Origin of the sequence: Lentzea guizhouensis, from assembly GCF_001701025.1 — a bacterium.
Taxonomy (GTDB): domain Bacteria; phylum Actinomycetota; class Actinomycetes; order Mycobacteriales; family Pseudonocardiaceae; genus Lentzea; species Lentzea guizhouensis.
Genome location: NZ_CP016793.1, coordinates 7,292,445 through 7,314,774 on the forward strand (window position 1 = coordinate 7,292,445; position 22,330 = coordinate 7,314,774).

Here is a 22,330-nt window from a genome sequence, read left to right on the forward strand (position 1 = left end):
GCCGATCCGGTCGGCGGCGACCTGCATGCGCGGGTGGACGACCCGGCCGCTGCCGCGCGTTCCGCGACGGACGCGGTCGGCGGCGACCTGCCGCTGGTGCGGCTCGACGACCCCGCCGTGGCCGCGCTCCGCGACCGACCCGACCGACGCCGATCGCACGGCACCGCTGCGCCCGGAGCACGCCGCGTACGTCATCTACACGTCCGGCTCCACCGGCCGGCCCAAGGGCGTGGTGGTCGAGCACCGCCAGCTCGCCGCCCTCGTCGCCGACCACCACACCCGCCTGCTGCCCCAGGACGGCAGGGTCCTGCGCGGCATCGCCACCGCCGCCTACACCTTCGACGCCTCCTGGGAGGGCCTGCTCCTGCTGGCCGCGGGCCACGAGCTGCACCTGCTCGACGACGACGTCCGGCTCGACCCGCGGGCCGTCGTCGAGCACATCGCGCGGCACCGCATCGACTTCCTCAGCTGCACCCCGTCCTACCTCCAGCAGCTCCTGCCGGAAGGGGTGCTCGCGCAGGGACGTCCGCTGCTGCTCGCGCTGGGCGGCGAGGCCATCGGCGAGCCGCTGTGGCGTGCGCTGGCCGACGCCGAGAACATCACCGCGGTGAACCTCTACGGCCCGACCGAGTGCACGGTGGACTCGGTGTGGACGGAGGTCACCGACCGGGACCGGCCGGTGATCGGCACACCGGGACAGGGCCTGCGGGCCTACGTGCTCGACGCCGGGCTGCGGCCCCAGCCGGTCGGCGTGCCCGGCGAGCTGCACCTGGCGGGCGACCAGGTGGCCCGCGGCTACCTGCCGGCCCGGCCTGACCGCCGACCGGTTCGTGGCCGACCCGTTCGGCCCGCCCGGCAGCCGGATGTACCGGACCGGCGACCTGGTCCGGTGGACCGCCGACGGTGCTGAGTACCCGGCCGCGGACGACCAGGTCAAGATCCGCGGCTACCGCGTCGAACCGGGCGAGGCCGAGGCCGCGCTGCTCGGCCTGCCGGGGGTGGTGGAGGCCGCGGTCGTGGCCCAGGAGGTCGAGGCCGGCACGCACCGCCTCGTCGGGTACGTCGTGGGCGCGGTGGACGCGGACGAGCTGCGGGCCGGGGTGAAGCGGCGGTTGCCGGACTACCTGGTGCCGTCGTTGTTCGTGCTGCTCGACGAGCTGCCCAAGACCGACAGCGGCAAGGTCGACCGCCGCGCCCTGCCCGCTCCCGAGGCCGGCGGCGGGCAGGACCACGTGGCACCGCGCACCGCCGTGGAACGCGAGCTGGCGCGGGTGTGGTCCGAGGCGCTGCGGGTGGACCGGGTCGGTGTGCACGACAACTTCTTCGGTCTCGGCGGTGACTCGATCCTGAGCATCCAGGTCGTGTCGAAGGCCCGCCAGGCCGGTCTGGAACTGGTCACCAAGGACCTGTTCACCCACCAGACGATCGCCGAGCTCGCCACCGTGGTCCGCACGAGCGAACCGAAGACCGACCTCCCGGAGATCGCCGGCCCGGCACCGCTCACGCCGATCCAGCGCTGGTACCTCGCCTCCAACGAGGACAACCCGCACCACTTCACCATGTCGGTGCACCTGGAGCTGACCGACGACGTCGACGCCGACGCGTTGGCGCGCGCCCTGGCCGCGGTCGTGGCGCACCACGAGGGCCTGCGCACCCGCTTCACCCGTGTGAACGGCGAGTGGGTTCAGGACGTGGCGGACGCCGTGGTGGAGCTGGAACGCCACGACGTGTCCGCGGAGGAGGAAGAAGCGGCGGTCGCCCAGACCGGGCTGGACATCACCCATGGGCCGGTCATGCGCGCGTTGTTGTTCTCCGGCAAGCGGTTGAGCCTCGTGGTGCACCACCTCGTCGTGGACGGCGTGTCGTGGCGGATCCTGCTCGGCGACCTGGAGACCGCGTACCGCCAGGCTCTGGCGGGCGAGCGGATCGTCCTGGACCCGGTCGGCACCCGGTTCACCCAGTGGGCCCACCGGCTGGCCGGGCACGTGCGGTCCGGCGCGTTCGACGCCGAACTGCCGCACTGGACCGCCGCGCTCGCCGTGCCGGGTGATGTTCCCGTGGACCGTGACGGACCGAACACCGCCGACTCGACGCGCGTCATCTCGGTGCGGCTGGACCGCGAGCACACCGACGCCCTGCTGCACCGCGTGCCGGACGTCTACCGCACGCAGGTCAACGACGTGCTGCTGAGCGCGCTCGGCCGGGCGCTGTCAGGGTGGACCGGGCGGGACCGGGTCGCCGTGACGATGGAGGGCCACGGCCGTGAGGACGTGCTCGACGGCGCCGACATCTCGCGCACGGTCGGCTGGTTCACCACGCAGTACCCGGTCGCGCTCACCGTGCCCGCCGGCGACTGGGGCGCGGTGCTCAAGTCGGTCAAGGAACAGCTGCGGGCCGTGCCCGGCCGTGGTTTCGGCTTCGAGGCACTCCGCCAGCTCCGGGACAACTCCCTGGCCGGGTCCGCGCTGCCGCCGGTCAGCTTCAACTACCACGGCCGGTTCGACGTGGCCGCGGCCGGGGAAGGCCTGGTCCGAGGCCGGCTGGAGGACCGGGGAGCCGACGCGGCCGCCGACCGCACGCGCCCGTTCCAGCTCGACGTCGTCGGCGGCGTGGAGGACGGCGAACTGGTGCTGTCCTGGTTCTACTCCGAGCACCTGCACGACGAGTCGACCGTGCGGGCCGTGGCCGACGCGGTGGTGCGCGGGTTGGCGGAGATCGTCGCGCACTGCGCCGAGCCGGGTGCCGGTGGCCGGACGCCGTCGGACTTCCCGTTGGCGCACTTGGACCAGGCGGCGGTGGACCGGCTGGTCGGGACCGGCGCCGAGGTCGAGGACGTCTACCCGCTGACGCCGCTGCAGACCGGCATGCTGTTCCACACGCTGGTGGACGACACGTCGACGGCCTACTCGAACCGGTTCCGGCTGCGGCTCGCCGGGGTGTCCGACCCGGACGCGCTGGCCGAGGCCTGCCGCCGGGTCGTGGACCGCACACCGGTGCTGCGCGGCGGTGTGGTGTGGGAGGGCGTCGAGGCTCCCGTGCAGGTCGTGCGGCACCGCGTGGACGTGCCGATCACCCTGCACGACTGGCGCCACCTGCCCGTCGAGGAGCAGGAGGCCGCGCACGACTCAGTGGGCGGCGAGGAGCTGGACCTGACCACACCTCCGTTGCTGCGCCTGGCGATCGCGCGGCTCACCGACGACGAGGTCACGCTGTTCTGGACCGCCCACCACGTGCTGCTGGACGGGTGGAGCTTCGCGCAGGTGCTGGTCGAGGTGAGCGAGCAGTACACCGCGCTAGTCCACGGCCGGGAGCCGGAGCTCGCGCCGCGCCGGCCGTTCCGCGACTACCTGCGGTGGCTGGCCGAGCAGGACACCGCGGCCGCCGAACGGCACTGGCGGCAGGTGCTCGCCGGGGTCGAGGCGCCGACACCGTTGCCCTACGACCGTTCTCCCGTCCAAGCACATCGCGCGGAGTCCAGCGCGTCCGTCCACATCGCACTGGACGCCGACCGGTCGGCGCGGCTGAACCGGGTGGCGCGCGCCGCCGGGTTGACCGCCAACACCGTGGTGCAGGGCGCGTGGGCGTTGCTGCTCTCGCGCTACAGCGGTGAGTCCGACGTCGTGTTCGGCACGACGGTCTCCGGACGCCCGGCCGAACTGCCGGGCATCGGGTCCATGGTCGGCATGTTCATCAACACCGTGCCCACCCGCGTCGGGGTCGATCCGCACGCCTCGGTGCTGCCGTGGCTGCGGGAGGTGCAGGCTGCGCAGACGGAGTCGCGGCGGTTCGACTTCGTGTCGCTGGCGGAGCTGCGGTCGTGGAGTGGTGTGCCGGCGGGGTCGGCGTTGTTCGACAGCGCCGTCGTGTTCGAGAACTACCCGGTGGACGAGCTGCTCGACGACGAGCAGGGCGTTCGGGTGCTCGACGTCGCGGGTGCCGACACGACCAACTTCCCGCTCGCCCTCAGCGCCAACCTCGGTGACCGGCTGCGTCTTGAGCTGGACTACGACCCGCGCTTGTTCGACACCGCGACGGTCGAACGCATCGCCGCACGGCTCGCCGTGGTGCTGGAGGAGATCGCGACCGATCCGCACCGGCCGCTCGGCGAGCTGCCGCTGATGACCGACGACGAGCGCCAGCAAGTTCTCGTGGAGTGGAACGCCACGGCCGGAGAGGTCACCGCTGACTCGGTTGTCGAGGTGTTCGAGGCTCAGGTGCGTGCCACGCCGGACGCCACCGCTCTGGTGGTGGGGGATCGGTCGTTGTCGTTCGCGGAGTTGAACGCGTGGGCGAACCGGGTTGCTCGGGTGTTCGTGGCGTCGGGTGTGGGGCCGGAGCGTTTGGTGGCGTTGTCGTTGCCGCGGTCGGTGGAGTTCGTGGTGGCGTTGCTGGCGATCTGGAAGGCCGGCGGTGTGTACCTGCCGGTCGACCCGTCACTGCCCGCCGACCGGGTGGAGTTCCTGCTGCGGGACGCCGATCCGGTGCTGGTGGTGCGCGGGTCGTTGCCGGACGCCGACGACCAGGACGCCGGGGACCTGGCACCGGTGGGCGGCGACCACGCCGCGTACGTCATCTACACCTCCGGGTCGTCCGGACGGCCCAAGGGTGTGGTGGTCGAGCACGCGAGCTTGGTCAACCTGCTGGTGAACCACCGGGAGGACTTCGTCGCCGGCTCGCGGCTTCGGGTGGCGTTGTCGGCGGTGTTCTCGTTCGACACGTCGCTGGAAGGCATCGTGCTGATGGCCGACGGTCACGAGTTGCACGTGCTGGACGAGGACGTGCGGCTCGACCCGCCCGCGCTGGTGCGGTACGTCGTGGACCACCGGATCGACTTCATGGACCTGACGCCGTCCTACGCCCGGCAGCTGGTGGAGGCCGGGTTGCTCGACGGTGAGCACCGGCCGAAGGTGCTGATGCTCGGTGGCGAGGCGATCGGTGAGGACCTGTGGCGGCGGCTGGCGGACGTTCCCGGTACCACGAGCTACAACTTCTACGGCCCGACCGAGTCCACAGTGGACGCGCTGTCCTGCCGCATCACCGCCGACGCTCCCGTTGCGGTGGGCCGTCCGCTGCTGAACACCCGTGCCTACGTGCTGGACGAGCAGCTGCGGCCGGTTCCCGTCGGTGTGCCGGGTGAGCTGTTCCTGGCCGGTGTGCAGCTCGCCCGCGGTTACCTCGGTCGTCCTGGCTTGACCGCGGACCGGTTCCTCGCCGACCCGTTCGGCGGGCCGGGGGAGCGGATGTACCGCACCGGTGACCGGGCGCGGTGGCTGGCCGACGGCACCCTGGACTACCTGGGCCGCACGGACGACCAGGTCAAGATCCGCGGCCACCGGATCGAACCCGGTGAGGTCGAGGCCGTGCTGACCCAGCACCCCGATGTGCGTGAGGCCGTGGTGATCGCCCGCGAGGTCGACGGTCACCAGCGGCTCGTGGCGTACGTGACGGGTGCGGGCAAGGACCTGCGGCCGTGGCTGGCCGACCGGCTGCCCGACTACCTGGTGCCCTCGGCGTTCGTCGGGCTCGACGCGATCCCGCTCAACGCCAACGGCAAGGTCGACCGCCGCGCCCTGCCCGCACCGGACCTGCAGGCCGCCGCGTCGGCCTACCGCGCCCCGCGCACCCCGGTCGAGCAGCAGGTCTGCCGCATCTGGGCCGACGTGCTGGGCGTGCCGCGGGTCGGGCTCGACGACAACTTCTTCGAGCTCGGCGGCGACTCCATCCTCAGCATCCGGGTGGTGTCCCGGCTGCGCACCGAGCTGGACGCGCCCGTGTCGCCGCGCGCGTTGTTCAACTCGCCCACGGTCGCCAGGCTCGTCCACGAGCTCGGGACCGGAGCGGCCGAGGACGTCGTTCCGCAAGTACCGCGCGATGGCGCGTTGCCGTTGTCGTTCGCGCAGCAGCGGTTGTGGTTCCTCGACCAGTTCGAGCCGGAGAGCACCGACTACCTGTCACCGTCGCTGCTGCGGCTGCGCGGCCAGCTCGACGTCGACGCGCTGAACAGGGCGCTCACGGCGTTGGTGGCGCGGCACGAGTCGTTGCGCACCACCTTCGACGGCGTGGACGGGCACGGCGTGCAGGTCGTGCACCCACCCCAGCCCGTCGAGGTGCCGGTGCTCGACGTCCCCGGCGGCGAGGACGGCCTGCACGAGGTGCTGGTGCGGGAGAGCACCCGGCCGTTCGACCTCGCTCGCGGTCCGCTGCTGCGGCCGGTGCTGCTGCGCGTGGCCGAGGACGACCACGTGCTCCTCCTGCTGGCGCACCACATCGTGACCGACGGCTGGTCCAACGGCGTGCTGACGAGCGAGCTCAACCTGCTCTACCGCGGCAGCACGCTGCCCGAACTGCCGATCCAGTACGCGGACTACGCGGCGTGGCAACGGGACCGGCTCACCGGGCCGTTGCTCGACGAGCAGCTCGCGTTCTGGCGGGACCGGCTCGCCGGCGTGACGCCGCTGGAGCTGCCGACCGACCGGCCCCGGCCCGCGGTGCGCACGAACCACGGCGCGGTGCACCTGTTCACCCTGCCCACCGAGGTCGCCGAGGGGCTCAAGGCGCTGGCGCACCAGCAGAACGGCACCCTGTTCATGGCGCTGGTCGCCGCGTGCCAGGTGCTGTTCGCCCGCTGGTCGCGGCAGGACGACATCGCCGTGGGCACGGTGGCCTCCGGCCGGGAGCGCGCGGAGCTGGAGAACCTGGTCGGGTTCTTCGTCAACACGCTGGTGCTCCGATCCACTGTGGACGGCAGCGCGACGTTCCGCGACTTCCTCGGCGAGGTGCGGGGTGGCGTGCTGGACGCGTTCGCCCACCAGGACGTGCCGTTCGAGCGCGTGGTGGACGAGCTGAAGCCCGACCGCGACACCAGCCGCACCCCGCTGTTCCAGGCGATGGTGATCCTGCAGAACACCCCCGACGCCGCACCGGACCTGCCCGGTCTGCAGGTCGAGGACCTGCCGTTGCCGGTGGTGGCGGCCAACTTCGACCTCACCTGGGAGTTCCAGCAGGACGACGACGCCCTGCACGCGGCGGTCAACTACAACACCGACCTGTTCGACGCCGCGACCGTCGAGCGGATGGCCGGGCACCTGCGCGTGCTGCTGACGGCCGCGGTCGCCGACCCGGACCGGCCGCTGGCCGACCTGCCGCTGATGGACGCGGACGAGGAGCGGAAGGTGCTGCACGCGTGGAACGACACGGCCCACGCCGTGCCGGACGCGACCATCACCGAGCTGTTCGAGGCCCAGGTGACGCGGACACCGGACGCCACCGCGGTGGTGGACGGCGCTGCGGTGTGGTCGTACGCCGAGCTCAACGCCAGGGCGAACCGCCTGGCGCACCGGCTGATCACGCAGGACGTGGGCCCCGGCCGGTACGTCGCGATCTCGCTGCCACGCTCGGCCGAGCTGCTCGTGGCCGTGCTGGCGGTGCTCAAGGCTGGCGCCGCGTACGTGCCGGTCGAGCCCGACCAGCCCGCGGACCGGGTCGCGTTCGTGCTCGACGACGCCCGTCCGGTTCTGGTGATCGACGACCCGGCCCTGGTGCACGTGACCGACGACCGCGACGACAACCCCGGCCCTCGCGACCAGGCCCCGGTGCACGTCGACGACGGCCGGGACGACAACCCGGGCGACCACGACCGGACCGCGCCACTGTCCACTCGCGACCCGGCGTACGTGATCTACACGTCCGGGTCGACCGGCCGGCCCAAGGGCGTGGTCGTCGAGCACCGCTCGGTGGTCAACTACCTGGCCTGGGCGACCGAGGTCTACGGCGGCCTGCGCGGTGCGGCGGTCCTGCACTCGCCGGTCTCGTTCGACCTGACCGTCACCACGTTGTTCGGCCCGCTGCTGGCCGGTGGCCGCATCGTGGTGAGCGACCTGGACGAGGACGCGGTGCCGGTGGAGCAGGCGGCGTTCCTCAAGGCCACGCCGAGCCACCTCGCCCTGCTCGGTGCCGTGTCGCCGCAGCTGTCGCCGACCGGTGACCTCGTCGTGGGCGGTGAGCAGCTGCTGGGTGCGGTGGTCGACGAGTGGCGGCGGGCGAACCCGACGGCCGTCGTGATCAACGAGTACGGCCCGACCGAGACGACCGTCGGTTGCATGGAGCACCGCGTCGAACCCGGTGAGCAGCTCGATCCCGGACCCGTGCCGATCGGTCACCCGGCCTGGAACACCCGCCTGTACGTGGTGGACGACCAGTTCCGCCCGGTCCCGCTCGGCGTGGCCGGTGAGCTGTGCATCGCGGGTGACGGCCTCGCGCGCGGTTACCTCAACCGGCCCGGTCTCACCGCTGCCTCGTTCGTGGCGTGCCCGTTCGGCGCGCCGGGGGAGCGGATGTACCGCTCCGGCGACCTGGTCCGCAGGCGTGCCGACGGTGTGCTCGAGTACCTGGGCCGGATCGACGACCAGGTCAAGATCCGCGGGCACCGGGTCGAGCCCGGCGAGGTCGAGTCCGCGCTGCTGCGCCACCCGCTGGTGGCCGAGGCCGCCGTGGTGGCGGCGGACACCGGCCAGGGGCACGCCCGCCTGGTCGCCTACCTCGTCGCCACCGGCGAGGTGACCACCGCGGAGCTGCGCGCGTTCCTGGCCGACCGCTTGCCGGCCTACATGGTGCCGTCGGCGTTCGTGCCGCTGCCCGTTCTGCCGGTGACGCCCAACGGCAAGCTCGACCGGGCGGCGTTGCCCGCTCCGGAACCGGTCGCCGACGACGGCGGTGCGCACGTTCCGCCGCGCACGCCCGTGGAGCAGACGCTGGCCGAGGTCTGGGCGGCCGTGCTCGGCGCGGACCGGGTCGGGGTCCGGGACAACTTCTTCGAGCTGGGCGGTGACTCGATCCTGGTGATCCAGGTGGTGTCGCGGGCGCGGAAGGCCGGGCTGGCCCTGACCACGAAGTCGTTGTTCCGCAACCAGACCATCGAGGCGCTGGCGCCGTTCGTCACCGAGCTGGAGACCGAACCGGTGAACACCGCCGAGGTCGTCGGCGACGTCCCGCTCACCCCGATCCAGCGCTGGTTCTTCGAGACGCACACGGCGACCCACCACTTCGCCCAGTCGATGTTGTTGGAGCTGACCGAGGACCTGGACGACACCGCGCTGGAGAACGGGCTGGCGGCGCTGGTGGCGCACCACGACGCACTGCGCATGCGCTTCGAGCAGGTCGCCGGCGAGTGGCGGCAGCACAACGACCCGGTGCGGCCGGGCAGCGTGCTGGAACGCCACGACCTCACCGCGATCGGTGAGCCCGAACGGCAGGCGCACATGGTGAAGATCGCCGACGAGGCACACGCGGGCTTCGACCTCGCCGAGGGGCCGTTGTACCGGTTCGTGCTGTTCCACGCCGACGACCTGCCGGCGCCGCGGCTCTTCCTCACCGTGCACCACCTCGTCGTGGACGGCGTGTCCTGGCGGATCCTGCTCGACGACCTCGACACCGCCTACCGGCAGGCGGTTCGCGGCGAGGCGGTGGACCTGGGTGCGAAGTCGACGTCGTTCCGCGAGTGGGCGGACGGGCTGGCCCAGTATGTCGCCGGGGGAGCGCTGGACGACGAGCTGGACCACTGGGTTTCGGCACTCGCCGCGGCCCCGCTGCCCGTCGACCACGAGCAGCCGACGCCGGGCACACCGGCGGCCGAGGTGCACGTGGTGCTCGACGCGCGGGACACCGACGCGCTGCTGCACGACGCACCCACGGCCTACCGCACCAGGATCAACGACGTCCTGCTCGCCGCGCTGGCCTGCGCCCTGTCCCGGTTCACCGGTGAGCGCACGGTCTCGCTCGACATGGAGGGCCACGGCCGGGAGGACGTCCTCGGTGCGGACCTGTCCCGCACGGTCGGCTGGTTCACCACGCTCTACCCGGTCGGGCTGACGCTGCCCGGCGACGGCGCCACGTGGCGAGAGGTGGTGAAGGCGGTGCGCAGGCAGCTGCGCACGGTGCCGGGCAACGGTTTCGGCTTCGGGGCGTTGAAGCACCTGGGCGGACGGGAACAGCTCGCCGGTCCGGGACCGCAGGTGGTGTTCAACTACCTCGGCCAGTCCGGCAGCACCGCCGACGACGCCGGCGGTGGGCTGTACCGGACCGTGCTCGACCCCATCGGGCAGGACGGCGACCCGACCGACCGCGGTCCGCACCTGCTGGAGGTGGTCGGCGGTGTGGCGGCCGGGGAGCTCCGCTTCACCTGGCACTACCAGCCGGACCGGCACGAGGAGGCCACGGTGCGGCGGGTCGCCGGGGACTTCCTCGACGCCCTGCGCGGCATCGCCGCGGACTGCCGGAGCGACCGATGAGCACGTCGTTGTCGCGCAACCGGAACTACCGGCTGCTGTGGGTCGGGCAGGCGTTGTCCGAGGCGGGGGCGAGCGCGTCGATGATCGCGCTGCCCCTGCTGGTGCTGCTGCTCACCGACTCGGCGGCGGCGTCCGGCCTGGTGCTGGGCGCCTCCGCCGCCGCGCAGCTCGTCGTCGGCCTGCCCGCCGGCGCGCTGGTCGACCGGTGGAACCGCAGGACGGTGATGCTGGTCTGCGAAGCCGTGCAGGCGCTGGCCGTGGCCTTCCTGGTGGCCGGCCTGTGGTGGCAGGCCGTCGGCGTGGAGCACGTGGTGGTGGTCGTGATCGTGCTCGGCGTATGCCGGGCGCTGTCCGAACCCGCGGAGGAGGCGCTGCTGCCGGCCATCGTGCCCGAGCCGCAGCTGTCGGACGCGGTCGCGATGAACGCCGCGCGCGGGTACCTCGGCCAGCTCTCCGGCACGGCGGTCGGCGGCGTGCTGTTCGGCCTGTCGCGGTTGCTGCCGTTCGCCGTGGAGGCGGTGACACACCTGGCGACGTTCGTGTCGCTGCTCTTCCTCCGCGTCCCGCCGCGGCAGCGCAAACCCGCACCGCTCAGCCGTTTCCACCGCGAGGTCGGCGAAGGCCTGCGCTGGGTGTGGACCCAGCCGGTGGTGCGGGTGGTCGCCTTCTGCGCGGTCGGCCTCAACCTGTTCTTCCAGGCGTTCTACCTGCTGATGATCGCCATCGCCCACCAGCGGGGCGTGCCGGCCGGGCAGATCGGCGTCATGGGCGCGATGCTCGGCGTGGGCGGCATCCTGGGTGCCCTGGTGGCGCCCCGGCTGCACCGGGCGCTGCGGCCGCACCGGGCGATCGTCGCCGTGTTCTGGGCCATCACCTTCCTCATCCCGGTGGCGCTGTTCGTCGACCCCGGCATCCCCACCGGCGTGCTGTTCGCGGCCGCCGCGTTCCTGGCGCCCACCGCGAACACCACCATCACCACCTACCAGCTGCTGCTCACCCCCGACGAGCTGCGCGGCAGGCTGAGCAGCGTGATGGGGGTGGCGCTGGGCGTCGCCTCGATCGCCGGTCCGGCGGTCGGCGGCCTGCTGGTGGACTTCCTCACGCCGGCGCAAGCAATTCTCACCTGCGCCGGCGGTGCGGGATTGTTGACGATCTACGCCACCTTGAACCCGACCTTGCGCAGGTTTTCGCGTGAGGAAACACGGACTGGTGACCGAGCTGATGCTCCTGCGGAATGAGGGTGGCCGGACGCTACTTCGTCCGGCCACCTGTCCGGCGTGCCTTGGTGACGAAGTCGTGCAGGATCCTCCGCAGGTAGCTGGCGTTCTGCGCGTTGAGGTCGATCAGGTAAATCACGCCGTCGAGACCGAAGTGCACAGTTTCGACGTCCTCGCTCGCGGTGCCGTCGAGGTCGTCCACGAGCTGGACGAGAACTTTCTCCGCCATTGTTTTCCCGCAGTGTCGGTGAATCGGTCCGTCGATTGAAACCTAGCACCCTGACAAGTATCCGGCGAGAGCTCGAATATTGCGGTTCGTGGGCTTTGTTGTTAACGAGGAACAATATTCGCGTAAGGGCGTGAGTAGGCCGCGACGAGCCGGGTAACCGTGGCCACATGATGAAACGTGCGTTGTGGGAAGGTCTGGTCGCGGGCGCGTCCGGGGTGCTGGTGATGACGCTGGGGGAGAAGGTGGAACAGCGCCTGACCGGCCGGCCGGACTCGCACGTGCCGGCGCGGGTGCTGCAACGGCTCACCGGCATGCGGGAACGGCCCGGTGGCCGGCAGCCGGTGCCGGTGAACCTGGCGATGCACTTCGGCCAGGGCGTGCTGCTCGGTGTGCTGCGCTCGGTCATGGCACATGCGGGCCTGCGCGGTCCGTGGTCCTCGGCGAAGTTCGCCGTGGTCCGGCTGACCAACGACCAGATCCTGGAGAACGCCACCGGCGTCGGCGCTCCGCCGACCACCTGGCCGCGCGGGGAACTGGTGGTGGACCTGCTGCACAAGACCGTCTACGCCTTCGCGACCGGTGTCGTCGCCGACGCCTTGGCCGCCCGCTCCGGCCCTGGCCCCGGACAGCGCCACGCCGCACTGCGCCCCGGCCGCCACACCGACGTCGGCCCGCTGCCCCGATGACCGGAGACTCCCGGCCCGCTGTGCCGGAACCCGTTGTTCCGGAGTCCGCTGTGCCGGAGCCCGCTGCACCGGGGGCCGCTGCACCGGAACCCGCCGTGCCGGAACCCGCTGTCCTGCCGGGGAGATCGATGGCCGTGTGCGCGGTGATCGGCGCGGCGGTGATGGCCGCCGTCGACGAGATCGTGTTCCACCAGGTCCTGGGCTGGCACCACTTCTTCGACCGTTCCACCCCGGCGGTGGGGCTGTTGTCGGACGGCCTGCTGCACACCGCCGAACTGCTCGGCTTGGTACTCGGTTTCGTCCTGTACGCCGACCTGCGCCGTCGACACGCCCTCGCCCCGGCCCACGCCCGGGCCGGACTGCTCCTCGGCCTGGGTGGTTTCCAGCTGTTCGACGGGATCGTCGACCACAAGCTGCTGCGCCTGCATCAAATCCGCTACGGCGTGGACCTGCTGATCTACGACCTGGTGTGGAACGGCGCGGCACTGGTGCTGCTGGCCGTGGGTGCTGTCCTGGCCGTGCGCGCCCGCAGACGGGCCCGCTCGTGAACGATCCCCACCTGCATCACACACCCGTGCCCCCAGCACCGGGAATGCTCCTCGCGGTGCTGGCACTGCTGGCGGCGCTGGCCTACCTGACCGCCACGACCCGCCTGCGCCGGCGCGGTGACACCTGGCCGGGATGGCGGGACGCCTGCTTCGCCGCTGGATGTGCCGTCCTGGCCTGTGCCTCACTGGGTCCGCTGCCCGGCGGCCCGTTCACCGCCCACATGGCCCAGCACCTCGCACTGGCGATGATCGCCCCGGTGCTGGTGGTGCTGGCTCGTCCGCTGACCCTGCTGCTGCGAGTGCTGCCGGCGCGACCCCGGCGCGCGCTGCTGACCGTGGCGCACTCGGCTTTCGCGACCGTCCTGGTCTTCCCGCCGCTGGCGGCCCTGCTGGACCTGGGCGGCCTGTGGCTGCTCTACCGCACACCTCTGTTCGCCGCCACCCACCAGCCGCTGGTGCACGCGGCCGTCCACGTCCACGTCGTGGCTTCCGGTCTGCTGTTCACCTTCGCCGTGTGCCAGCTGGACCCGATGCGACGCCGCTGGGGCCTCGCCTGGCGCGCAACCGCCCTGCTGGGCGCTGGTGCCGCCCACGCCGTACTCGCCAAGTCCCTCTACGCCACACCTCCACCGGGCACCGGCTTCACCACCACCGACCTGCACCACGGCGCCCAGCTGATGTATTACGGCGGTGACGTGGTCGAGCTCGCCATTGCCGTGGTACTCGCGGTCCAGTGGTACGTCAGCACCGGCCGTGTCCGCAGCCATGAGCAACGCCGCGCGGGGAAGGTCACCGCGACGGCCGTTGCCGGCGGCCCGCGGTGACCGGTCGCACGACTGCGCCTGCCCGGTTCTGGTCCGCTTCGCCCCTCCTCCGCACGGTGTTCGCTCCATCCGGGACACTCGCGACATGGTGGTGGTGCGAGACCTCCGGGCACAGGGGACGACCCTCGCGGACCGGCTGGCCGCGGCACGGGACGGCGCGCTGGTGGGCAGGGAGCACGAGCGCGCGGTGCTCGACCGGATGCTGGCAGGTGCCCAGGACGCCCCTGTCGTGGCGTACCTCCACGGTCCCGGCGGGATCGGCAAGTCCTCGTTGCTGCGGTACGCCGCGCGCCGGGCCGAGCTCGCCCGGCGGCACGTGGTGCAGGTCAATGCCCGGTACCTCGGCGCGGACCCGCGGCGGCTGGAGGAGGCGGCGGCGCTGGCGTGCGTCCAGCCCGGTTCGGTGCTGCTGATCGACACGTTCGAGCACTGCCAGCAGCTGGAGGCGTGGCTGCGTGACACGGTGCTGTTCCGCCTCGCGGAGGGTGCGCTCGTCGTGCTCGCGAGCAGGAACGCCCCCGACGTCGAGTGGTCGGTGGACCCCGGCTGGGCGCAGGTCTTCGCGGAACTGGCCCTGCGGCCGCTCGACGCCGGCCAGTCCGACCTGCTGCTCGCGGCCCGCGGTGTGCCCGCCGAGCAGCGCGGCCCGTACGTCGCCTTCGCCGGTGGCAGTCCGCTCGCCCTCGCTCGCCTCCTCGGTGCCCGCGGCCGCCGGCGGAGCGTGGCAGCCGACCGGCGACGTGCTGACGACGCTGGTGGAGCGGCTGGTCGGCGACCTGCCCGGGACGGCGCACCGGCGGGCGCTCGAAGTCGTCGCGCAGGCTTACGTCACCCGCGAGTCGTTGCTGCGCGCGGTACTCGGCGACGACGACACCGCGGCGGTGTTCTCGTGGTTGCGGCAGTTGCCCTATGTCGAGGCGACTCCGGAAGGGCTGCATCCGCACGACGCGGTGCGGGCCACGCTCGAGGCCGATCTGCGCTGGCGTGATCCCGAACGCTGCGAGGACGTGCGCGCCCGCATCTCGGTGGCGTGTCTGCAGGCCGTGCGTTCGGCGGCGGAGGACGACGCGCTCCTGCGGGTCGCGGAGTGGATGTTCCTGTTCCGCGACCACAGCGGCGCGTCCAACCTGTACGACTGGCGCGCGCACCCCCAGGTCGAGGACACCCCGCTGCGACCCGGCGACGTGCCGGACGTCCTGCGGCTCGCGCAGGAGGCGGAGGGCCCGACGTCCGCGGCCGCCGTCGCGCATTGGGTGAGACGGCAGCCGGAGGGCTTCCGGGTCTACCGGCACGCGGGCTCGGCCACGCCCGTCGCGTTCATGGCCGTGCTGCGGCTGGAGGCTCCGATGCCACAGGACGTGGCCGCGGACCCGGTGGTCGCCGCGCTGTGGGACCACGTGGAGGTGGCCGCGCCGCTGCGCCGGGGTGAGCACCTGGGCATCCGCCGCTTCGCCGTGCACCCCGGCCGGCACCAGCAGCCCTCTCCCGTGATGGACCTCATCAGCCGGCGCACGATCGCCGTGGAGATGCGAGCGCGCGGCCGTGCGGTGACGTTCACCGTCTTCGAGGACGCCGAACGGTGGCGGCACCACCTCGCCGACGCGGGGCTGCACGAGGTCGTCGCGGTGGAGGTCGACGGGCGCCGCCAGCACGTCTTCGGCCGGGACTGGCGGGTGCAGTCCGTGGAGCAGTGGGTCGAGCAACGGGCCCGTGTCGCAGTCACTCCCGTGATGTCGTTGGCCGACCGACCTCAGGGTGGAGCGGACGGCCTGTCCCGCGCCGCGTTCGAGGAGGGCGTGCTCGACGCGCTGCGAACGTGGCGGGCCCCCGGCGAGTTCGCGACCAGCGTTCTGCTGCGCTCACGGCTGGTTCCACCGCACTCGGCCGATCCGGTCGCGGACCTGCGCGCGGCCATCACGGCCGCTCTCGACGCGCTGCGGACCGATCCGGCGGGGGTGCGGGCGCACCAGGTCCTCACCGCCACCTACCTGTCGGCGTCCCAGACCCACCAAGCCGCCGCGCGCAGGCTGGGCGTGCCCTACGGCACCTACCGACGCCACCTCGCGCACGCCAGGGACCGGCTCGTCGAGCAGTTGCAGCTCGGGCGGCCACTGGCCACTGTGGACCAGAACGTGCGCTGACCCGTGCGCACCGGTGGACGCGCCTCGGTCACGTGGTGGCGAGCGCGGCGCCGCGCTGCTCGTCGAGATGTCCCGCCGCCGCCTCGATCAGCGCGTCGAGGTGGCTGCGCGTGGTGAGCATGGCCGCGATCTGCGCGTCGATCCGCTCCCGTTCCCGCCGCATCACCTTCAGCGTCTCCACCGTGACGTCCTCCGCGGGGGAGTCGACGCACGGCAGGAGCGCGGCGATCGTCTCGCTCGACAAGCCGGCGTCGTACAACAGGCGCAGCATGTGCACCCGGTCCACCGCGGTTTCGGTGTACAGGCGGTGCGCTCCCGTCGTCCGGGTCGACGTCAGCAAGCCCTGCTGTTCGTAGTAGCGCAGCGACCTGATGCTGACCCCCGTGCGGGCGGACAGCTCGCCGATGCGCATGGGACTGTCCACTTGGGTCACTGTAACCTCCGCCACTTCACCTTGAACCTGACATCAACGTCAGATTCTACCCTTCGGTCAGAACCACAACCGAAAGGGACGACACCATGGACATCGCAGGATCGGTCGCGCTGGTCACCGGGGCGAACCGCGGCCTCGGCAAGGAGTTCGTCAGCCAGCTGCTCGCGCGCGGCGCCACGAAGGTGTACGCCGCCGCCCGCGACGTCAGCACCATCACCACGCCGGGCGTCGTGCCACTGGCCCTCGACCTGCTCGACCCGGCGACCATCGACCAGGCGGCGCAGCAGGCAGGGGACGTCACCCTGCTCGTGAACAACGCCGGGATCTCCACCGGCCAGAACCTCGTCCGCGGCGACCTGGCCCAGATCCGCCGGGAGATGGAGACCCACTTCTTCGGCACGCTGGGCGTGACCCGCGCCTTCGCCGACGTGCTCGGCCACAACGGCGGCGGCGCCATCGTCAACGTCCTGTCGGCCCTGTCCTGGTTCTCCTGGAACGGCGCCACGTCGTACTCGGCGGCGAAGGCGGCCGAGTGGAGCCTGACCGCCGGCACCCGCGTCGAGCTCGCCGGCCAGGGCACGCAGGTGCTGGGCCTGCACCTCGGTGCGGCCGACACCGACATGATGGCCGGCTACGAGGGCCCTCTGCTCACGCCGGGCGACGTCGTGAGGGCAGCGCTCGACGGCCTGGCCGACGGTGCCGCCGAGGTCTTGGTCGACGACTGGAGCCGCACCACCAAGGCCGGCCTCGCCGAGGACCCGGCCGACTTCTACGCGAAGGTGGCCGCGAACATGCAGTGAGCCGGCCAGCCGGAGACTCGGCTGTCACCGCGCCAGGTACTCGATGTAGAAGCGGAAGGCGGCCCACGCCGACGTCGCGATGCCGGCGGTGACCAGCAGCACCGCTGGTGGGGCGAACACGGTGAACGCGATGGTGGCCAGGATCGCGGCTGTGTCCTCCCAGTCGAGGAACTCCAGCGCCGCGTCCGCGACGACGTCCACCGTCGCGGTGACCGTGGCGATGCCGACGAACACCACCAGCACGGTGCCGAGGAAGGCCCCGTCCGCGGCGACCAGCAGGTCCTTCAGGTAGGTGATCGAGAGGTCCGTGCCCAGCAGGCGGACCGCGGCGACGCCGAGAGCGGCTCCGAGCAGCGCGCTCAGGAGGAACTTGCCCCACCGCAACTCGCCGGGCCTGGGCACCAGCAGGGGGAGCAGCGCCAGCGCGGCCAGGAAGACGGCCCACCACGGCTTCTGCTCGCCCGCTGACCACTGCTCACCCGCCGGTACGAGGCCTGGCCGCGCACTGAGACCGGCACCCACCAGTGTCACCGCGCCGACGATCAGCAGGCTGACCACGACCATCCTCAGCGCCGGGGAGATCCAGTAGGCCGAGTTGTTCAACGCCACCGCGACGAGGATCAGCCCGGCACTGGCGATTTTCGGGTGGCCGGGCACCACGTAGACGGCGAAAGCGTGGGCGTACACCGAGACCAGCGGGAGCAAGGTGATCATCCGAACGCGGCTGATCTGCAGCTCGGCCCATCCGGGTCCCACCCACGGCCGGTCCCAGTGTGGACGGCCGTAGTGATCAGGCAGTGCCGTGGCGAGGAGCGCGAGCACCAGGGCGATGCCGGCCGCGACGGCCAACCCCCGGCCGGCCAGGGGCGCGGCGACCCCAAGTGCGACAACGATTCCGCCGGCCAGCCGCATCGTGACACCGTCCCCTCAGCCGTGTCCCGCCCGAAGACGCTACAGGCGGGTGCGCCGGTCACGGCGGCTGTGGCCGGAAGGTGACGTGCTGAGCGACGAGCCCGGTGTGCCGCCACGCCGGGCTCGTCGGCCCGGTCAGGAGAGGGTCGGCGTCTGCCGGTCCCGCCACTCGGCGAGGTTGCCCGCCTTCTTGCTCGAGACCCGGAAGACGCCGGCCGTGCCGCCGGTCTTCAGCAGGAACCTCTGGATGTGCTGCTGCAGGGGAGTGCGCCACTCCGGCCTGGTGGCGCAGTGGCTGCCGTCCTGGACGTCGGACCAGTAGGTGATGTTGCCTGCGGCACCGAGCGCCCGGTAGACCTCCGCCGCGCCCAGTGCCGCCACGCTTCCCGACCTCGTCGACAGCCAGTCGATGTGCGGGTTGTCCATGACGAACAGGCCGCGCGGCGCGATCATCCCGGCGACCTGGTGGGTGTCGACCGGCAGCGTGGCCGGGTTGCCGGTGAAGGAGCCGAACGCGTCGCCCAGCCAGGGTTGTTCACCGTAGGCGCTGCTCAACGGTGCGCGCCGCTCTCCCTGGCGATCGAGCGGAAGGCCGGAGCACCGCCGCTGCCCGACTCGATCGGCGTGGTGAGTGCGATGCGCTGGTCGAACGCCCCGGTGACGAACGTGCCCTTGCCGTAGCGCGAGCACCCGGTGACACCGACGGCGTCCGCCTTCAGGATCGTGCCGCCGGACTGTTCGATGACATCGATCATCCGGCTGACGCCCCACGCCCACGCGAGCAGCAGACCGGTGCTGCTCGCGGAGCCGTGGACGCTGTAGAAGGCGCCCTGCTTGTTGTTGCGCGGCGTGCCCTCCCGGCCCACCGCGAGCGGGTCGTAGCTGATGACCGCGGCACCGGAGGCCTTGATCGTGGCCGTGTCCGCCCCGAACCCGCCCAGGACGACCACGACCGGGAAAGGCCCGGAACCGCTCGGCAGCTCGACTCGCGCGGAGAAGCTCGCGCTCCTGCCGTTGTGCGCGACGGTGACCGTGATGTTGCTGCTGGAAACCGTTCCGCTGACGGTGGACGGCTTTGCGGGCTTCTCGCCGTAGACGTACCTCGCCGACAGTTTTTGATTTCCGCTCGAGGGCACCTCCAGTCGCTCTTGGTCGTGATGCGGGCGCCGTTCAGCTTCGTGAAGGGATCGGGAAGCCGCGAGTTCGAGGGGAGCGAACCGGGCAGCGTCACCGCGCAGTCGGTTCCGTCCTCTTCGACCAGGGCGGCCGCGGCGGAGTTTTCGAAAAAATGTTTCGAGAACTCGGTCTGTTGACTGACCGCAGAGGAGGTGCGCGCCTGTCAGGGTTTGCCCGTAGTCCTGGAGAACGACCGGCAAGTCAGACCACGGGCCGATGTGCGGGCCGGGCGTGTTCCAGTCAACTGTTCGGCAGCTGGAGTCTTGCTTTTGTCACTGGGGGAAAGTCCATGACCTTCTTGACCGATGCCCTCGAAGGGCTGGCCGGTCTGCCGCAACCCGCCGTCCTCGCGGTGACGGGTGCGTTGACGCTGGCCGAGTGCACGCTCGGCGTGGGCTTCCTGGCGCCGGGCGAGAGCGCCCTGCTGCTGGCCTCGACGACGGTCACGACCGTGCCCCGGTTCCTGGTCATGTGGCTCGTGGTGACGGTGTGCGCGGTCGCCGGCGACAGCATCGGCTACTACCTCGGCCGCCGTTTCGGTGACCGGCTGCGGGAGACCAAGCTGGTCCGCAAGGTCGGTCAGCAGCACTGGGACAAGGCGGCCGACCTGCTGCGCAGACGGGGAGCGTGGGCGGTGTTCGTCGCCAGGTTCATGCCCGTCGTGCGCACCCTCGTCCCCGCGTCGGCAGGTGCGTCCAAGATGGAGTACCGCCGGTTCCTGCCCGCCTCGATCGCGGGCGCGGTGTGCTGGTCGGCGCTGCACATCGGCATCGGCTCGGCCGCGGGTGCCTCGGCGAAGTACATCGAGTCCGCCTTCAACGGCGCGATGTGGGTGCTGCTGGCCGTCGCGGTGGTGGTCGGCGTCGTCGTCGTGCTGCGCCGCCGCAAGCAGACCGCCACGACCAAGGAGCTGGAGGAGGTCGCCTGAACCGTCTGTCGGAAGACCTTGCTGCCGGTTAGCGGCGTCGACGCCGGGTATGCCGCACGAGACAGTCGACGAGGGAGGCTGATGGTGACCGTCATGCCCGCGGTGGCCGCGTCGAGCAGCTGGACCGACGAGGACGGCACCCGCCTGCCGTCGGGCGACGTCCACGCCTGGTGGCGGGGGCAGAACCAGACGCTGTGCGGTGTGCCGTTGCACCGCGCCCGGCTCGGCCGGTTCTCGCACGTGCTGTGGATCGACGCGATGTGGGTCCACGACACCGCCGCGGCGGACACGCCGGTCATGGCGATGTGCCCGCGCTGCACGGCGGCGACACGACCGAAGCGGGGCAGGCGGGCGGACCGCGCGAGGACGAGACCCCGCCCATGACCACACCGGGCGCAAGACCGTCCACACCGGACGGTACTGCGGCGTCGGCCGGGACGGTCAGGCGGCGAGGACGAAGGACAGGAAGAAGCCGCCGGCCGTGGCGAACGCGTTGAGCGGCCGGCCGTGCTCGAACGCCTCGGGCATCAGCGTGTCGGCCAGCGACGCGATCACCGCTCCACCGGCGAAGGACAGCGCCACGGCCAGCACGGCGTCGCTCAGCCCGCCCGCGAGCAGCCTGCCGAGCACGACCGCACCCGCGAGCAGCAACGCGCACACCGCCCACGTCATGACCACGGTTCGCTTGCTCTGCCCCGACTCGCGCATGGCGACGGCGCCGACCAGCGACTCGGGGAGGTTCGAGAAGAAGATCGCGACGAGCAACGTCAGCGACACCCCGCTGGCCAGGGACACGCCCAGCGCCAGGTTCTCCGGTACGCCGTCCAGCGTCACCGCGGCCAGCAGCGCGAAACCCACGCCGCCGCGTGCACCGGCCTTCGTCACCTCCCGCTGCGCCGGTCCGGCGTGACCGGTCACGTAGCGGTCCAGCGCGGAGTCCACCAGCACGAATGTGGCCGCACCGGCCAGCAGGCCGAGCCCGGACCGCACGGCGCCACCGAGGTGGAACGCCTCCTCGAACAGTTCGAAGGCCAGGGCCGAGATCAGCGCGCCACTGGCGAAGGCCAGCAGGACACCGGTCAGCCACCGCGGCGGACGCCACAGCGAGCCGGCGATCGAGCCGACCACCAGCGCGCTCGACGCGGCCAGGCCGTACAGCACAGCGGTCAGCACGCCTCTGATTCTGACGCCGATCGGTCACCCGCACCAGCCCGCACACGACTGGTGCATGAGTGGCCGCTTCTCGTGCTGCGCAGGACCGAGGCTGCCGACAGCGAAGGGGCCCGATCACCGCACAGGTGATCGGGCCCCTTCGCTGTCAGGCGGTCAGCGCACGCTGGTGCGGTTGCGGCCGGCGATGGCCTCCGCGACACCGATGAGCAGCACGGCGGCGATCACGGAGACGATGAAGCCGAGCACGTTGAGCTCGAAGATGTCCCCGGTGCCGAGCAGGTTGGCGATCGTGCCGCCGATGACGGAGCCGACCAGCCCCAGCAGCAGCGTCGCCACGATGCCAAGGTTCTGCTTGCCGGGCTTGATCAGTCGGGCGAGCGCGCCGATGATCAGTCCGGCGACGATGAACCCGATCACGTCAGCCTCCTGGTAGTCGATGGCCTTGCTCCACCTGGCTACCCGGACGGTCCGCCGCCCAACCTTTGATGACGATCACATCACCTCGGCGCGAAGCCGACCGCAGGTGAGGGTCGAGGGGTCAGGGGAGGTAGCTGTCCGGGGGCAGCTGCAGGGCGATCGTGATCAGCGAGTGCACCCGCGTGGCGATGACCGCCAGCAAGCCCTGCATCTCCGGCGCGGCGCCGTCCGCGGCCGTCTGCAACGCCTGCAGGTCGACGTCGATGCGGTCGAGGATCGCCGTGACGTCCGCCTGGCGGGCCGTCAGCGCCGCGGAGATCTCGTCCAGGGGAACACCGTGGACTTCCAGACGTTGAACGAGGTGGATCCTGTCGACGTCGGCGGGGGAGTAGAGGCGGTAGTTCGACGCGGTCCGCTGGGCCGGGCTGATCAGGCCCAACGTCGTGTAGTAGTCGACGGTGCGGATGCTGACGCCGGCTCGTGCGGCCAGCTCGCCGATCTTGAGCAACGCTTCGCTCACGTGCACCTCCCTCCAGCAACCATACAGTGCTACGTGCTAC

Annotated in this window: 15 protein-coding genes and 2 pseudogenes; 10 read left to right on the top strand and 7 right to left on the bottom strand. The window is 71.7% G+C overall.

What is annotated here, in order from left to right; translation table 11 throughout:
- The first annotated feature begins 25 nt into the window (after window positions 1–25).
- From BBK82_RS54900 to BBK82_RS35195, 3 genes are read left to right on the top strand one after another with little or no spacing between them, the layout of a single operon-like run.
- Window positions 26–910 carry an AMP-binding protein gene (locus tag BBK82_RS54900; protein WP_071812737.1) on the top strand — a complete coding sequence of 295 codons (885 nt, stop codon included), beginning with the start codon at window positions 26–28 and terminating at the stop codon, window positions 908–910.
- Entirely contained in the window at window positions 831–10,286 is a 9,456-nt protein-coding gene (locus tag BBK82_RS35190) for a non-ribosomal peptide synthetase (RefSeq protein WP_065918822.1), read from the top strand. Before BBK82_RS54900 ends, BBK82_RS35190 begins: the two co-directional genes overlap by 80 nt.
- Window positions 10,283–11,524, top strand: coding sequence for an MFS transporter (locus BBK82_RS35195; RefSeq protein ID WP_065918823.1), 1,242 nt, complete (start codon window positions 10,283–10,285; stop codon window positions 11,522–11,524). Before BBK82_RS35190 ends, BBK82_RS35195 begins: the two co-directional genes overlap by 4 nt.
- A gap of 16 nt (window positions 11,525–11,540) precedes the next feature.
- On the opposite strand, the pseudogene BBK82_RS35200 reads toward BBK82_RS35195, so the two are convergent.
- Window positions 11,541–11,732, bottom strand: a pseudogene (locus BBK82_RS35200) (Lsr2 dimerization domain-containing protein); the annotation flags it as partial.
- A gap of 167 nt (window positions 11,733–11,899) precedes the next feature.
- Between BBK82_RS35200 and BBK82_RS35205 the strand changes: the two are divergent.
- The 4 genes from BBK82_RS35205 (at window position 11,900) to BBK82_RS56465 (ending at window position 14,778) form a co-directional block, all read left to right on the top strand.
- A complete protein-coding gene (locus BBK82_RS35205) occupies window positions 11,900–12,418 on the top strand; it encodes a hypothetical protein (RefSeq protein WP_065918824.1) in 519 nt (172 codons plus the stop codon).
- The gene (locus tag BBK82_RS35210; RefSeq protein WP_237047738.1) at window positions 12,415–12,966 is read left to right on the top strand and encodes a DUF2243 domain-containing protein; all 552 of its coding nucleotides are present in this window, start codon (window positions 12,415–12,417) and stop codon (window positions 12,964–12,966) included. The genes BBK82_RS35205 and BBK82_RS35210 overlap by 4 nt, the downstream gene beginning before the upstream one ends.
- Before the next feature lie 26 nt (window positions 12,967–12,992).
- Entirely contained in the window at window positions 12,993–13,790 is a 798-nt protein-coding gene (locus BBK82_RS35215) for a cytochrome c oxidase assembly protein (RefSeq protein ID WP_218920435.1), read from the top strand.
- Window positions 13,791–13,875: 85 nt separating this feature from the next.
- A complete protein-coding gene (locus tag BBK82_RS56465) occupies window positions 13,876–14,778 on the top strand; it encodes an AAA family ATPase (protein WP_335618000.1) in 903 nt (300 codons plus the stop codon).
- Window positions 14,779–15,959: 1,181 nt separating this feature from the next.
- On the opposite strand, the gene BBK82_RS35225 is transcribed toward BBK82_RS56465, so the two are convergent.
- On the bottom strand, window positions 15,960–16,355 hold the full coding sequence (locus BBK82_RS35225; RefSeq protein WP_335618001.1) for a MerR family transcriptional regulator: 396 nt from the start codon (window positions 16,353–16,355) through the stop codon (window positions 15,960–15,962).
- Between the two features lie 95 nt (window positions 16,356–16,450).
- On the opposite strand from BBK82_RS35225, the gene BBK82_RS35230 reads away from it, so the two are divergent.
- Entirely contained in the window at window positions 16,451–17,164 is a 714-nt protein-coding gene (locus tag BBK82_RS35230; RefSeq protein WP_065918828.1) for an SDR family oxidoreductase, read from the top strand.
- Between the two features lie 24 nt (window positions 17,165–17,188).
- On the opposite strand, the gene BBK82_RS35235 is transcribed toward BBK82_RS35230, so the two are convergent.
- Window positions 17,189–18,076, bottom strand: a complete 888-nt coding sequence (locus tag BBK82_RS35235; protein WP_065918829.1) for a hypothetical protein — start codon at window positions 18,074–18,076, stop codon at window positions 17,189–17,191.
- Window positions 18,077–18,211: 135 nt separating this feature from the next.
- A pseudogene (locus tag BBK82_RS56920) lies at window positions 18,212–19,212 on the bottom strand (glucuronyl esterase domain-containing protein).
- A 329-nt stretch (window positions 19,213–19,541) separates the two neighbouring features.
- Here BBK82_RS56920 and BBK82_RS35245 point away from each other — a divergent pair.
- Entirely contained in the window at window positions 19,542–20,180 is a 639-nt protein-coding gene (locus BBK82_RS35245; RefSeq protein WP_065918830.1) for a DedA family protein, read from the top strand.
- An 81-nt stretch (window positions 20,181–20,261) separates the two neighbouring features.
- Entirely contained in the window at window positions 20,262–20,564 is a 303-nt protein-coding gene (locus BBK82_RS35250; protein ID WP_065918831.1) for a hypothetical protein, read from the top strand.
- A 57-nt stretch (window positions 20,565–20,621) separates the two neighbouring features.
- On the opposite strand, the gene BBK82_RS35255 is transcribed toward BBK82_RS35250, so the two are convergent.
- The 3 genes from BBK82_RS35255 to BBK82_RS35265 all read right to left on the bottom strand — a co-directional run bounded on the left by BBK82_RS35255 (window position 20,622) and on the right by BBK82_RS35265 (window position 22,290).
- Window positions 20,622–21,353 carry a ZIP family metal transporter gene (locus tag BBK82_RS35255; RefSeq protein WP_065918832.1) on the bottom strand — a complete coding sequence of 244 codons (732 nt, stop codon included), beginning with the start codon at window positions 21,351–21,353 and terminating at the stop codon, window positions 20,622–20,624.
- A 153-nt stretch (window positions 21,354–21,506) separates the two neighbouring features.
- Entirely contained in the window at window positions 21,507–21,770 is a 264-nt protein-coding gene (locus tag BBK82_RS35260; protein WP_065918833.1) for a GlsB/YeaQ/YmgE family stress response membrane protein, read from the bottom strand.
- 121 nt (window positions 21,771–21,891) lie between these two features.
- Window positions 21,892–22,290: a MerR family transcriptional regulator gene (locus BBK82_RS35265; protein WP_065921593.1), complete on the bottom strand. Its 399-nt coding sequence runs from the start codon at window positions 22,288–22,290 to the stop codon at window positions 21,892–21,894.
- Window positions 22,291–22,330 lie beyond the last annotated feature (40 nt).